The organism is Pseudomonas rustica (assembly GCF_018336155.1).
In the GTDB taxonomy this organism is placed as follows: Bacteria; Pseudomonadota; Gammaproteobacteria; order Pseudomonadales; family Pseudomonadaceae; genus Aquipseudomonas; species Aquipseudomonas rustica.
Map to the genome: position 1 here is coordinate 19567 of NZ_JAGYHF010000014.1, position 13359 is coordinate 32925.

Annotated in this window: 11 protein-coding genes; 7 read left to right on the forward strand and 4 right to left on the reverse strand. The window is 53.9% G+C overall.

All coding sequences use genetic code 11. The features are described from left to right. Positions 1–40: 40 nt before the first annotated feature. Entirely contained in the window at positions 41–718 is a 678-nt protein-coding gene (locus tag KFS80_RS23615; RefSeq protein WP_212546128.1) for a type 1 glutamine amidotransferase domain-containing protein, read from the reverse strand. A 410-nt stretch (positions 719–1128) separates the two neighbouring features. Here KFS80_RS23615 and KFS80_RS23620 point away from each other — a divergent pair, with 410 nt between their 5' ends. The 7 genes from KFS80_RS23620 to KFS80_RS23650 all read left to right on the forward strand — a co-directional run bounded on the left by KFS80_RS23620 (position 1129) and on the right by KFS80_RS23650 (position 11851). After that, positions 1129–1644, forward strand: a complete 516-nt coding sequence (locus KFS80_RS23620) for an Hcp family type VI secretion system effector (RefSeq protein WP_007919523.1) — start codon at positions 1129–1131, stop codon at positions 1642–1644. 91 nt (positions 1645–1735) lie between these two features. After that, positions 1736–3778, forward strand: a complete 2043-nt coding sequence (locus KFS80_RS23625; protein ID WP_212546129.1) for a type VI secretion system Vgr family protein — start codon at positions 1736–1738, stop codon at positions 3776–3778. Further along, entirely contained in the window at positions 3768–4508 is a 741-nt protein-coding gene (locus tag KFS80_RS23630) for a DUF4123 domain-containing protein (RefSeq protein WP_212546130.1), read from the forward strand. The genes KFS80_RS23625 and KFS80_RS23630 overlap by 11 nt, the downstream gene beginning before the upstream one ends. After that, on the forward strand, positions 4505–9379 hold the full coding sequence (locus KFS80_RS23635; RefSeq protein WP_212546131.1) for an RHS repeat-associated core domain-containing protein: 4875 nt from the start codon (positions 4505–4507) through the stop codon (positions 9377–9379). Before KFS80_RS23630 ends, KFS80_RS23635 begins: the two co-directional genes overlap by 4 nt. A gap of 8 nt (positions 9380–9387) precedes the next feature. Continuing rightward, on the forward strand, positions 9388–9834 hold the full coding sequence (locus tag KFS80_RS23640; protein WP_212546132.1) for an SMI1/KNR4 family protein: 447 nt from the start codon (positions 9388–9390) through the stop codon (positions 9832–9834). A gap of 496 nt (positions 9835–10330) precedes the next feature. Continuing rightward, positions 10331–10720, forward strand: a complete 390-nt coding sequence (locus KFS80_RS23645) for an Imm50 family immunity protein (protein ID WP_212546133.1) — start codon at positions 10331–10333, stop codon at positions 10718–10720. A 303-nt stretch (positions 10721–11023) separates the two neighbouring features. Next, a complete protein-coding gene (locus KFS80_RS23650) occupies positions 11024–11851 on the forward strand; it encodes a glycosyltransferase (RefSeq protein WP_212546134.1) in 828 nt (275 codons plus the stop codon). 322 nt (positions 11852–12173) lie between these two features. On the opposite strand, the gene KFS80_RS23655 is transcribed toward KFS80_RS23650, so the two are convergent. From KFS80_RS23655 to KFS80_RS23665, 3 genes are all read right to left on the reverse strand, one after another. Then, a complete protein-coding gene (locus KFS80_RS23655; protein WP_159812497.1) occupies positions 12174–12758 on the reverse strand; it encodes a hypothetical protein in 585 nt (194 codons plus the stop codon). An 85-nt stretch (positions 12759–12843) separates the two neighbouring features. Continuing rightward, positions 12844–13023, reverse strand: coding sequence for a hypothetical protein (locus tag KFS80_RS23660; RefSeq protein WP_053119175.1), 180 nt, complete (start codon positions 13021–13023; stop codon positions 12844–12846). Between the two features lie 11 nt (positions 13024–13034). Continuing rightward, the gene (locus KFS80_RS23665; RefSeq protein WP_053119173.1) at positions 13035–13277 is read right to left on the reverse strand and encodes a hypothetical protein; all 243 of its coding nucleotides are present in this window, start codon (positions 13275–13277) and stop codon (positions 13035–13037) included. Between the last annotated feature and the right edge of the window lie 82 nt (positions 13278–13359).

A 13359-nucleotide genomic window follows, 5' to 3' on the forward strand; every position in this document is an offset into this window, starting at 1 on the left:
GAGCTGCCGAAGGCTGCGATCTTTTGATCTTAAAAAAACCTCAGCGCAATTTTGAAAGCAACGCAAACGCCGTCTCTTCCGAAGAAGCCGGATTCTGCCCCGTCAGCAACAACCCATCCTCACGGGTGTAAACCGACCAATCCGGCCCTTTCGAAAAAATCCCGCCCTTGGCCTTCAACTCATCCTCAACCAAAAACGGCACCACATTCGTCAACTGCACCGCCTCTTCCTCACTGTTGGTAAACCCAGTCACCTGCTTGCCCTTGACCAGCGGTTCACCGTCCGGACCTTTGGCATGGTGCAACACGCCCGGCGCATGACACACCGCCGCCACCGGTTTACCCGCGTTATAAAACGCCTCGATCAACGCGATGGAATGACGATCCTCGGCCAGATCCCACAGCGGCCCATGACCGCCCGGGTAAAACACCGCATCGAAATCCGCCGCTTTCACAGAGCCCAGTTTCACCGTCGAAGCCAACGCCGACTGCGCCGCAGAATCCTTGCGAAAGCGCCCGGTCGCTTCAGTCTGCGCAGCCGGCTCGTCGCTCTTGGGATCCAGCGGCGGCTGACCACCCTTGGGCGAGGCCAGTGTCAGCTGCGCGCCGGCATCCTTGAACACGTAATACGGGGCAGCGAACTCCTCCAGCCAGAAGCCGGTTTTCTTGCCGGTGTCGCCCAATTGATCGTGGGAGGTCAGAACCATCAGAATTTTCATGTCGTTCGGTCTCACTCGGTTTGAGGAATTTTCAGACGCAGGTCTGCGGGTGTGAGTGATTGACCCTCAGTAACGCAGGATCGTTTCAAATGAGCGGGTGATGGCATCAGGCCTTGATGCGCAAGAAGTTGCGCACTTGTTGATGATCCGCGGCCATCAATCCCGCTACACACTAGAGGCGACAAGGGCTTCAGGCGAGTGCGCAAGAAGTTGCGCACCACTGCGCAACTTCTTGCGCACATTCGCCATGAATCACCGTAAGTCATCCTGAATTCAGCTCTGCGCATTAGCGAACTCCCCGGTTTCACTGGCTCTAAAACCTGTTGGCACGCTCCTTGATAACTGTCAGGCACCCACCGGGCGTTTTCGCCTCCGGGCACCTAAACTTTATTCCGCAAGGAGAGCACCCCATGGCAACACCAGCGTACATGTCGGTTACCGGCGAAAAACAAGGCCTGATCACTGCCGGCGCCTTCACCGCCGACTCCGTTGGCAACACCTACCAGGAAGGCCACGAAGACCAGGTTATGGTTCAGGCTTTCAGCCACGACGTGATCATCCCGCGTGACCCACAATCCGGTCAGCCAACCGGTCAGCGCGTTCACAAGCCAGTTGTGATCACCAAGGTCTACGACAAGGCTTCGCCTCTGCTGCAAGCTGCTCTGACCTCCGGCGAGCGCATGAGCGAAATCGTTATCCAGTGGTTCCGTACTTCTGCTCAAGGTACCCAAGAGCACTACTACACCACCAAACTGGAAGACGCGATCATCGTCGCCATCAACAACAAAATGCACAACTGCCAGGATCCAGGCAACTCGCACTTCACCCACCTGGAAGAAGTGCAGTTCACCTACCGCAAAATCACCTGGACCCACGAAGTATCCGGTACTTCGGGTTCCGATGACTGGCGTGCTCCAGTCGTTTAATTACGGCTGATTGTTACAAGCATCGGCCAGCTCTGCTGGTCGATGTTGTTTTCGCAACTCCAGATTTTTGTGACAGCACGAGGAACAAGGGATGTTCGCGCCGGCCAATGAAACCCACTTTGCCCTGACCATCGAAGGTCTTTCCGCTGACTTTCAGGTGTTTACCCTGCAAGGCCGGGAAGCCATCAGCCAGCCTTTTGTCTTCGAGGTGGAGCTGGTCAGTGAGCAGCCGTCGCTGGATCTCGAAACCCTGCTGCACAAACCGGCCTTTCTGCAACTGTCACCCGACGGCAGCGGCATTCACGGCCAGATCTACCGCGCCGCGCAAGGCGATTCCGGCAAACGCCTGACTCGCTACTCCGTGACCCTGCGCCCGCAACTCGCGTACCTCGCGCACCGCGTCAACCAGCGCATCTTCCAGAACCTTACAGTGCCGAAAATCATCGGCATGGTGCTTGAAGAGCACGGTATCCAAGGCAACGCCTACGAATTCAAAACCGGTTCGATTTATCCCGAGCGCATTTACTGCGTGCAATACGATGAATCGGATCTGCATTTCATCCAGCGCCTGTGCGAAGAAGAAGGCATTCACTACCACTTCCAGCACAGCGCCATGGGCCACAAACTGCTGTTCGGCGATGACCAGACGATATTCCCGAAACTCGCGCCCGTGGCCTATCAGCAAGACTCCGGCATGGTCGCCAGCGACCCGGTGATCAAGCGCTTCGACCTGCGCCTGGAAACTCGCACCAGCCGCACCACCCGCCGCGATTACGACTTCGAAAAACCGCGCCTCACCCTCGAAAGCGAAAACCGTGGCGACGCCCTGCCCGACCTCGAAGACTACGACTACCCAGGCCGTTTCGTTGACCGCGAGCGCGGCAAACACCTGGCCAAACGCGCCCTCGAACGCCATCGCAGCGACTTCCAGCTCGCCGAAGGCAAAAGCGATCAGCCATTGCTGGTCAGCGGCCACTTTCTCGCGCTGACGCAACACCCGAAAGCCAAATGGAATGACCTCTGGCTGCTCACCGAAGTACTCCACGAAGGCAAGCAGCCGCAGGTGCTGGAAGAATCGGTCACCAGTGACACCACCGCGCTGAAAGACGATTTCCATCAGGGTTACCGCAACCGCTTTCAGGCCACGCCGTGGGACGTGCCGAACCGCCCGCCGCTGAACCACCCGAAACCGCGCATCCTCGGCAGTCAGAGCGCCGTGGTCACTGGGCCCAAAGGTGAAGAGATCCACTGCGACGAATACGGCCGCGTCAAAGTGCAATTCCACTGGGATCGCGAAGGCCTGGCCGACGACAAAACCAGCTGCTGGCTGCGTGTCTCCAGCGCTTGGGCCGGAGCGCAATACGGTGGCATCGCCATCCCGCGCATCGGCATGGAAGTGCTGGTCACCTTCCTTGAAGGCGACCCCGATCAACCGCTGATCAGCGGCTGCCTGTACCACAAGGAAAACACCGTCCCGTATGAGCTGCCGGCGAACAAAACCCGCAGCACGTTCAAGACCCTCAGTTCTATGGGCGGTGGCGGCTACAACGAACTGCGCATCGAAGACAAAAAAGGTCAGGAACAGATCTTCCTGCACGCCCAGCGCGACTGGGACGAGAACATCGAGCACGACCAGAAAATCCGCGTCGGCAACGAGCGCCACGACACCGTCGAGCAAAACAGCTACAGCGAATTCAAAGCCGAAGAACACCACACCGTCTACGCCGACCGCAAAGTCGAAGCGCGCGCCAACGACCACCTCACCGTGGGCGTCAACCAGCACATCAAAATCGGCACCGGCCAATTCATCGACGCCGGCCAGGAAATCCACCTCAGCAGCGGCATGAAAGTCGTGCTCGAAGCCGGCGCCGAACTGACCCTCATCGGCGGCGGTAGCTTCATCAAAATCGACGCCGGCGGCGTGACCATGAGCGGCCCGGTGATCAACATGAACTCCGGCGGCAGCCCCGGCACCGGAACCGGCGCCGCCCCGCTGATGCCCGGCATCCTCAAACAGGCCGACGCCGACAAGGCCGGCCAAGTCCTGACACCGGCGCAAACCAACACCCTCAAACGCAACGCGCCATTCTGCGAAGAGTGCGAAAAATGCAAGGCAGGTGCCTGTGCCATCTGATCGACTGACACCCAAGGACTGGCTGGCACAACAGCCGCTGCAAACTGGTGAGCGACTGTATTTGGTGATTAGTGCGGCGAGCGATGGCGCGCCGCTAAAACCTTTTTATCAGCAAAATGCCGCGCCACAACTATTGCCCATCTGGGGCGGAACGCCTTACGCCGACTGGCTTCCGGTCATGCCTTATCTCGCTGAGATCACGGCCGGTACGCGTTTCCTCGAATGGGTGGCCGAAACCGATGCATTGGATTGGGGCTGGCTGGCGGTATCCACCAGCGCGCCGGAAACGGTGCTGGAGCATTTGCGCAGCCTGACTCAGGTAAAAATGCCGGACGCTACTGAGGTGTTTTTCAGGTTCTGGGACGGTCGACACATCTACCCGATCATCGAAGGTTTAGGCGCCTCAGCAGGCGAGTTGCTCCCGGTATTCCAACGCTATTTGATCAACGGACAAACCCTTGAGGTCGGCATAAGAACTGTGCCTCCCGCAAAACAGTGGCCGTGGTGGGAGGTGCCCCAATCGCTGTTGGATACCCTCGCGCAAAAGGATCACACCACCGTCGTCGAGAACCTGATGCAGTGGCTATCAGAGGATTGCCCGCAGTTGTACTTCGAATTCCCTGAAGCCAACTTGCGCAGAAAGGTTGAGCGCTTCGTGCGCCAGAACCCAAACACAGAAGATATGGCAGAGCGTCTCGCTGCACAGCTGACAAAGGAAGTCACGTCATGAACGACCCAATTGGTACCTTGGTTCTGCGCGTGCTGGACGCGAAAGCGCCTGACGTGAACCTGATTCTCAATGACTTCAAAAACTGCCTGAGCGATTACAAGGAATGGGCAGACGGCTTCTGGACTGGCTGGGCGCTCGATGTCGACCAGACCTTCAAGGTCGGTAACGAAGTGACTATCACCGAACGGAAAACCGAAACGGGCGCGGTGAAAACCTATGCTACCTGCCCTTTGGTAGGTGACTTCACGCTGATTCACATGTTCGAGTCAGCGCGCTTCGTGCCCATTGGTAATACCCCCGTCAAACTGGAGCCTGTCACCAAAGGCACCTTCTACGACGACGTCACCGGCCCGGTTATCGAAACCATGATCGGCCCAAGCGGTATCAAAGTGATCGAAGGCGCCAAGAAAGGGCAAACCTATCGCATCACCTTTTTCCCCAACGTATCTCAGAGCGATGTGAAGGCGCTCTATGATTCGTATCAAGGTGTCATCGGCAAACTTGGCGGCTGGCTGCAAAGCGAATGGTCGGGCAAGTTCCAGCCACAGTGGGCCAGTTACTCGGCAGCGGATCGTATCGGACGTTCGGAGATTTTGCTCAAAAGAGCGTTGAAAACTTTCGAAGAAGCCCTGCTGCGACTCTGGGATGACATCAAGAGTCTCTTCGAGCTGCTAGCGCATCCGGAGAAAAACTATCAAAAGCTGAAGAACTACCTGACAGATATTGAGATCGACAAACTTTACGCGGCATCTAAAGAGTCGATCGCCTCGGGGCTGCTGATCCTTAGCGACGAACCCCTGATGTTCATCTACGTATCGGCAATCGTGGCGTGGGTCGGTATGTTGCCGCCACAAGTTGTGGTTGATGTCATCGGAGGGATCGCCTCGGAGTTTCTGATCAACGTAGTACTCGGTATCTGCCTCACTGGCGGCGCTGGTCTCGCCATTCGACTGGGAACGAAAGCCCTGTCTACCGTGAAGTCCGGCGAAGCGGTCAAGTACCTTGAGGATCTCGCCTCAACGCTGATGACCCTCAGCAACAAGCACAGCCTGCCAGCGCACGCGGAAGTGTCGAAACCCGTCATCGCTAGCGCCAAAAACGTCCCGATGAAGCCTGCTAAAACGGCTGCATTGAAGATCGATGAAGCCGCTGCTGAAGCGTCGAAAGGGGCTCCGCGGAACCAAGTGGCGCAAAAGCCTCCCCAGAAGCAGCTACCTAAAACGGCGGACACTCCGAAGCAAGAGGTCAAGGATGCCTCCTCGTTTCCACGAGACAAAAAACATAGCGGCTCGTTACAACCGAAAGAAAAAGTCGACGACGCGTCTAATCAGTCCAAAACACCCGATGACAAAAGTGCTACGTGCGCCAAAAAGACCTGCACCAATGGCTGCCCTGTCTCTATGGTTACGGGCGAAGAGTTGCTGACAATTACTGATGGTGAGCTCGGTGGCTTGCTGCCGTTCAGTTGGACTCGCCTTTACCGAACCAGTGCAGCTGAGATCGACTGCGGCCTGGGCTATGGCTGGAGTCATGCGCTCGCACAACGAGTGGACATCAACGGCGATGAAGTTGTATGGACCGATCACGAAAACCGGGTCACCACTTTCCCACTGCCCAGCGTACAACGGCCGGCGATCACTAACAGCCTTTCGGAAGCCGCGATCTTTCTTGGCGACGATCCATCCGAACTCGTGCTGACACAAGCTGGCGATAAACCGCAGTTCTATCACTTCCGCTTCAACAGCAAAGGCGCGACGCTGATCGCCATAAGCGACCACTACGACAACCGCCTGCATATCACGCGAGACATCCATGGGCGTATCAAGCGCGTGGATAATGGGGCCGGCCGCGCCCTACTCGTCCGTTACGACCGCAAGCACATTGTCGCCATCGATTATCAGCAATTTATTCCGGCTGACAATCTTGAAGACGCCTGGAACACCGTCCAGACGCTGACCACTTATGAATACGATGCTCAACATCGCTTGATCAAAGCCACTAACGCGCTGGGAGAGTCCGAGCGTTACGCCTACAACGAGCAAAACGTCATTCTTGAGCGGCAACTCGCCGGCGGCGCAAGTTTTTACTGGGAATGGGAAAAGGAAGGCAAGTCCGCGCGTTGCATTCATCACTGGGCAAGTTTCTCTCAGATGGATGCGCACTACGCTTGGGATGACAAAGGCAGCGTCACGGTTACCAATGCCGATGGCAGCGAAGAGGTCTACACCCACGATGACAAGGCACGACTCGTCGCCAAAGTAGATCCGGATGGTGCTGAGCACTTAAAGGCCTACGACGACAAGGGCCGATTGATCGCAGAAAAAGATCCGATGGGTGCGGTCACCGAGTATCAGTACAACGAAGCAGGTCGCTTGGTCGCGGTGATTCCGCCAGAAGACGCGCCAACCACCTACGAGTACTACAACGGCTTTGTCCGAGTCGTGAATCGCGGTACTGCCAAGTGGATTTACTGGCGTAACGACCAAGGCGATATCACCGAACAAATCGACCCTGATGGTAACTCGACACACTACAGCTACGACCGCCAAGGCCGCTTGCTGGAGATCCGTCATCCCGACGGCAGCCGCCACCAGTTAGGTTGGAACAACCTCGGCCAATTGCTGGAGGAACGTCTGCCCGACGGTGGCCAGCGCAAGTACCGCTACGATGCCCTCGGCAGGCAAATTACGCGTCAGGAAGAAACCGGAGCGATCACTCATTACCAATGGGATGCCGCTAACCGTCTGGCACAGATCACCCTGCCGGGAGGCGCTAACCGCGCGTTCACATACAACCCGTACGGGCGCGTCACCGCAGAACGCGACGAGCTTGGGCGTATTACTCGCTATGAATACGCCGACAATCTCCACTTGGTCAGTCGTCGAATCAACCCGGATGGTAGCCAACTTCGTTATCGCTACGACAATGCGCGCCTGCTGCTTACTGAGATCGAAAACGAACGCGGCGAAAATTACCACCTTGATTACTACGCCAACGGCCTGATCCAGCAGGAAACCGGTTTCGACGGGCGCCGCACCGCGTACGAGTACGATCTCAACGGGAAGCTGCTGAAGAAAACTGAATTCGGCGACGATGGCAGTGAGCTGGTTACCGCGTATCAGCGCGACACCTCTGGCCGCTTGCTGGTCAAAACCCTCGCTGACGGCGAAGAAATCCATTACAGCTACGACGCATTGGGTCGCCTGGTAAACGTTAACGATGGCCTCTGGCCCCTCGCCTATGAATACGATGTACAAGACCGACTGATCACGGAACACCAGGGCTGGGGTACCACGCGTTACGAGTACGACAGCGTCGGCCAACTGAGCCAGTGCCGACTCCCCGACGGCAGCACGCTCGATTATCGCCACTTGTCCGGCGGTCGGTTGAGCAGTATCGACCTCAATGGTTCGCGCCTGACTACGCACCAGTTCGATGCTGGCCGTGAGCAACAGCGCCAACAAGGCGTTCTGCTCAGCCAATACCAATACGACGAACAGGGAAGGCTTCAAGCGCACACCGTAGGTCAGCAGGATCGCAATCTGTTCCAGCGTCGCTACAACTACGACTCCAACGGCAACCTCGCCGGCATTGACGACAGCCGCAAAGGCAATCGCAGCTACCATTATGATCCGCTCGATAGGCTGATCAGCGTTCGCGGCGCCACACCCGAAACCTTCGCCCATGACCCCGCCGGCAACCTGCTGGGTCAAAGTGACCTGCCGGCTGCCAACCTCGCCAACGTCAAAGGCAATCGCCTGCTTATGCAAGGCGACCGGCATTACGACTACGACGCCTACGGCAATCTCGCCCGCGAACGCCGCGGTGCCGGACAAAAAATCGTCACCGAATACCAATACGACTGCCAGCACCGTTTGATTGGTGTCAGCCTGCCCGGTGGTAGCAATGCCAGCTACAAATACGACGCCTTTGGCCGTCGCATTGAGAAAACCGTTAATGGTCAGACCACCGAGTTCCTCTGGCAAGGTGAACGCCTGATCGCCGAAAGCGCCGAGAATCGCTATCGCACCTACATCTACGAACCCGGCAGCTTCCGCCCACTGGCCATGCTCGATGGCGAAGGCCCCATAAAGGCAACGCCGTTCTATTACCAACTCGACCACCTAGGCACCCCTCAAGAACTCACCGACTACAGCGGAGAGATCATGTGGTCGGCGAAATACCGTGCCTACGGCAACCTCGCCGAGTTGGACATCAGCGAAATCGATAACCCGTTACGGTTCCAAGGTCAGTATTTCGATGCGGAGACAGGGTTACATTACAACCGGCACCGCTACTACAATCCGGGGACTGGACGGTTTTTGACGCCGGATCCGATCAAGCTTGCGGGTGGGTTGAATAACTACCAGTACGTGCCTAACCCTACGGGGTGGGTGGATCCGTTGGGGTTGAGTTGTTTTCCTGGTGATTGCCCGGAGGAGCCGGGTACTCCCGAAAAAGATATTCGCAAATTTTCGAGCACCAAATACAAACCCGAGGAAGTACTGGGTCGTAAAGTCTATAAAAATTCTGTAGACGTGGAGCCTGGGATCCCTAGCACAATAGATAAAAGCGTTGACCCTCGGATACGCAAAAAAATCGAAGAGGACGGGTGGAGCAACCTGGATCTTATGAAAAACGGGAACGCCCCAATTGGTCCAGATGGAAAATATATAAACCTTCACCACGTGACGGGTGATGAACCAGGGCCAATGGTAGAGCTTACCGGCACCGTACATAAGAAATACCATAGAGAACTACATGGTACTATTGAAGATGGCGACAGTTTCAGGAATGATCCAAAACTTGAATTGCAGTATGCAAAATTCAGGAAAGCATACTGGAAGGAACGAGCCAAAGACTTTGAGTGAGTACAACCATGCATAACTATCAAGATCTGATAACAAAATTAGACAATTCGGACGAAGAAACTTTTTGGCTTGGCCCAACAAGTACCGAGCAAGTTGAAAAACTCGAAAGTATTCTTGGACTAAAATTGCCTCAAGACTTTTTTGATTTTTTGGTTGTATGCGGTGGTGGTGGCGCAGCGGATTCAGAAATATGCGGAATTGAGGACAACGATGCAACTATAGACAATGGCGGAACAGTAAATTACAGCACCACGCGCTGCCGAGCAGAATTCGAACTACCAAGGCAATATGCAGTCATCTACTTCAAGGACGATGAAATTTGCTGGGCAATTGACTGCAGCCCATCTGAAAACGGGAAAATCATTAGCTATGACTTGTTTAAGAAAAAACCATCAAAAGAAATAGCTGATAATTTTTATTCTTTTTTCAAAGAATACGTCGAGCTTAGAACATAACAGCCATATAACTTTAAAAAGTAACCAACCCAACAAAAAAACAAAATATTCACCACGGCAAAATAGTATAGATTCATTTTCGAAAGCATCAAAATGAATCTATCACCGTTCACAAGCGGAAAAAAATCAATTGGCAACACAACTTTAATCAATGCCACATCTACAACATGCGGAAATCAATGGACTGGTCGTCATTATTTTTCCAATCACCAAATAGTGAACCATTGCACTCCCAGCGTGGAAATTAATTTCACACATTCTCGACAATAAATTCAGCATCCATTAAACCGATCCAAGAACCAATATTCCCACCCAGCGCAAAAAAGAAGCTTCCAACATATTAAAAAACTAATTTCAAGAAGCTCGACATTGTTTTCACGAAATCAAACAAAATAATGCTTCTTGCACGTGACACCGCTATTTTCTCTAAGCGGGCTATGTTAATAGCCTTCTACTGAAAAAACTTGGATACCAGCACTTATCAGAGTGAAAAAGCATGTGGACATCTTCAATTTCTAACAAAAAACAGTGGACTTCTATTTTTGGAGAGAGCCACTCGCCAGCAAAAATGTGTATTTCCTATGCACGGTTTGAAGGCAATTGCATTTATTTAAAACTACATAGCGAAATAGAGCAGGCATTCGCACCCAAAAAATGGCTAGAAAAACAATATAACGAGTATGAATTTGGTATCTATATTAATAATGTCAAAGACATCAAGGTAGAAAATTTCAGTTTTACTGGAGTGGCACGCATATCGATTACAAATAATGATCAAATCTACAAATTTAAACTTGAGATCAATGACTCATGCAGCGCCACCTTTAAAGCAGAAAGCATTACAATCGCTAACATTAAAGCCTACCGCAACGATGGTGCCATTTAGACCTACTTACGCTAAAACTTCCCCAATCCTAACTTTCAATAAAAAGCACTGTGACTTGAGAAAAATAACCCGCTCCTGCTACTTCTTTTTTCAATCGCCTTCAATGCTGTCGCGTCGTCACTTCGTCCATAGCAACGTCCCGATGGCACCACTGTTCTCTTACTCACCTACCAGCCTGCCGCCCCCGCGACACACCCCGCCCCCTTCCTTAACCCCAAAATTAAGGTTCACCTAAGGTTCCATCGTTACCATCCCGCCCCATGAACCACTGTCGCCCATGAGTCGCGGATGAGACCTTCTGATATGAAAGCCTTAGATTTTCCAGCCCAGCAGCAGGCGAATTTCAGCGTTGTGCTGGTGAATTACAAGACGCCGGACTTGACCAAAATGTGCCTTGAGCTGCTGCGTGAGCACGCTCAGGAGCAGCGCATTCCGGTGTGGGTGGTGGACAACGATTCCGCAGACGCTAGCCTCGATTATCTGCGTACGCTCGACTGGATCAATTTGATCGAGCGCCCTTCTGTAAAAGGTGAGCAGGGTCATATCGCGCATGGCAAGGCGCTGGATCTGGTGCTGGACAGGGTTGAAACCGATTATCTGTTTCTGTTGCACACCGATACCTTTGTTTATGACAAAGAGGTATTTGCGATGATGATGCGTGAGTGCGCGAATAATCCGGAGATCGCCGCCGTCGGTTGTGTCGAGCAAATCAATCGCGGAATGCTCAGAGAGACATGGCGATTAACTTCGCGTTTCTGCAAGCATTATGTCCGTCGCGCTAAAACTCAGTTGGGTTTGAAAACCAAAGAGCCGAAGCCGTATCGGGAAACTCATCTGAAGAGTTTCTGCACGTTGTGGAATGCTCGTCTGGCCAAGTCTCATGGTTTGCACTTTTGCATGGATGATCGGGTGCCTGGATATACGCTGCAGGATCGCATGGTGAGCTTGGGCTATGGCATCAAGTTTCTGTCGCCACGCAAGATCTTCAGCTATCTGGATCACATTCAGTCAGGCACCGTCGCCGCCGCAGGCACCTACGGCAAGGATCATCGGCGTACGAAAATGTACGAGGCGTCGATCAAGCGTCTTGAACAGCAGAGAGGCAAGGCCGGGATGCAAGCGTCGGCATAATTTAAAGACACAAAAAAGGGCGACTATTCAGTCGCCCTTTTTTGTTGCCGAATTTTGTATACATACGCTTCGTTTAAAGTGTTCGCCCAGTGTTATGGCCTGGCAATCCATGCACCGGTAAAGAGCCCTGACACTGGGCGAACGGAAGGGATTTTAATTGAAGTTGGCGGTTATGTCGTCATGAAGAATTGTGAAATTTATGTACTGGAAAGTTAAAACTCCGTCACTCCGATATTTACCGACAAACTTCCTACAGAATCTTTTATATGATTGTTCTCATACACAAAGCTGTACAAGAACAATCATCCTGTAGAGTTAATACTCAGCTTTCATGCTGACTGGTCACTTTTAATATATCGGTGTAAGTGACGATGACGCTCTGCCCTACTTTCAGATCTTTCAGTTTGGCTTGAATTTCAGGCTTTTTCACGTCGAGTGTTTTCGATTGGCCCGACGGGTTTTCCAGTGTTACCTGATTCTTCTTCAAATCAATTTTGGTGATTTTCAGCTGTACCTGAACCTGACGAAACGCTTCGCCGCCAGGGTTATCAGTGCCCGGCGCCTTGCGCAGTTCGCCGGTGCGTTCGGTCGTGCCAGGCAGACCTTTATCCACGTCGGTATCCAGGTAAGCGGCGACAGAACGCTGGACTTGGACTTTGACCAGATCACCGACCTTCAGGTTGGCGAGGTTTTTTGCCTTGTCGGTGAGTTGTACGTGAACCTGACGGCCTTCCGCGCCTTCGAGCACAACCTGATGGTTGGCGGGATCGACGGAGACGACTTTGGTGGTGACCTGATCCGCTTCGATGGTGGCGGACAGCGGAATATCGGCGGCAAATGCTCCGAAGCTGGTGGCGGACAGTACGGTTGCGAGGGTGATGGCTTTGGCCAGTGCGTGGAGCTTCATAAGCAATACTTTCCCTGTGATGAATGGCAGCCACCGTCGCCAAAACGTTTTTGGCGACGGATGTCCGATTGAGCATAGACGCTGTTCAGGGCTTGGTTTGAGATTGTTTTGCGGTGTCTTGTGCGGTGGATTCGCCGCTGGGGGTGCCTTTGCCGTGGCTTTGGCGCTGCTTGGGATCAGTGGGGCGCAGGGCGTCGTTGTCGCGCTCGGTTTCGCCGGCGGGACGCGGTTCGTCGGGGTGTTCGCTGGGGGTGATGGGTTTCATGGTGGGTGTCCTCAGGCTTCGGGGTCGTCGAGTTCACGGGCGACGTTGATGGCGGGCGAATCCTTGTGCAGGTCTGCGGCTTTGGCGCGGAGGATCTGCCATTGCTCAAGGTCAATGGCGCCTTGGCCGAGCAAGTCGTCGGCGATGCGTTGCAGATCCAGGTAGTGAGCGTCGGGGGATTGTTGCCAGTAGGTTTCGTCGTCGAACAGACGCTGCCAGGTGGTGAGATCAGGGGGTTGCAGGTCGTCGCTCATGATCAATCCTCGACAGGTTTCTCTATAGAGGACACCACAGCAACCCGAGTTCAAACCGATCCGTGTAGGAGCTGCCGAAGGC

Bases quoted from the DNA above. Each gene is read 5' to 3' on its own strand.
- KFS80_RS23615 (WP_212546128.1), bottom strand. From the start codon at position 718: ATGAAAATTCTGATGGTTCTGACCTCCCACGATCAATTGGGCGACACC.
- KFS80_RS23620 (WP_007919523.1), top strand. From the start codon at position 1,129: ATGGCAACACCAGCGTACATGTCGGTTACCGGCGAAAAACAAGGCCTG.
- KFS80_RS23625 (WP_212546129.1), top strand. From the start codon at position 1,736: ATGTTCGCGCCGGCCAATGAAACCCACTTTGCCCTGACCATCGAAGGT.
- KFS80_RS23635 (WP_212546131.1), top strand. From the start codon at position 4,505: ATGAACGACCCAATTGGTACCTTGGTTCTGCGCGTGCTGGACGCGAAA.
- KFS80_RS23640 (WP_212546132.1), top strand. From the start codon at position 9,388: ATGCATAACTATCAAGATCTGATAACAAAATTAGACAATTCGGACGAA.
- KFS80_RS23645 (WP_212546133.1), top strand. From the start codon at position 10,331: ATGTGGACATCTTCAATTTCTAACAAAAAACAGTGGACTTCTATTTTT.
- KFS80_RS23650 (WP_212546134.1), top strand. From the start codon at position 11,024: ATGAAAGCCTTAGATTTTCCAGCCCAGCAGCAGGCGAATTTCAGCGTT.
- KFS80_RS23655 (WP_159812497.1), bottom strand. From the start codon at position 12,758: ATGAAGCTCCACGCACTGGCCAAAGCCATCACCCTCGCAACCGTACTG.
- KFS80_RS23660 (WP_053119175.1), bottom strand. From the start codon at position 13,023: ATGAAACCCATCACCCCCAGCGAACACCCCGACGAACCGCGTCCCGCC.
- KFS80_RS23665 (WP_053119173.1), bottom strand. From the start codon at position 13,277: ATGAGCGACGACCTGCAACCCCCTGATCTCACCACCTGGCAGCGTCTG.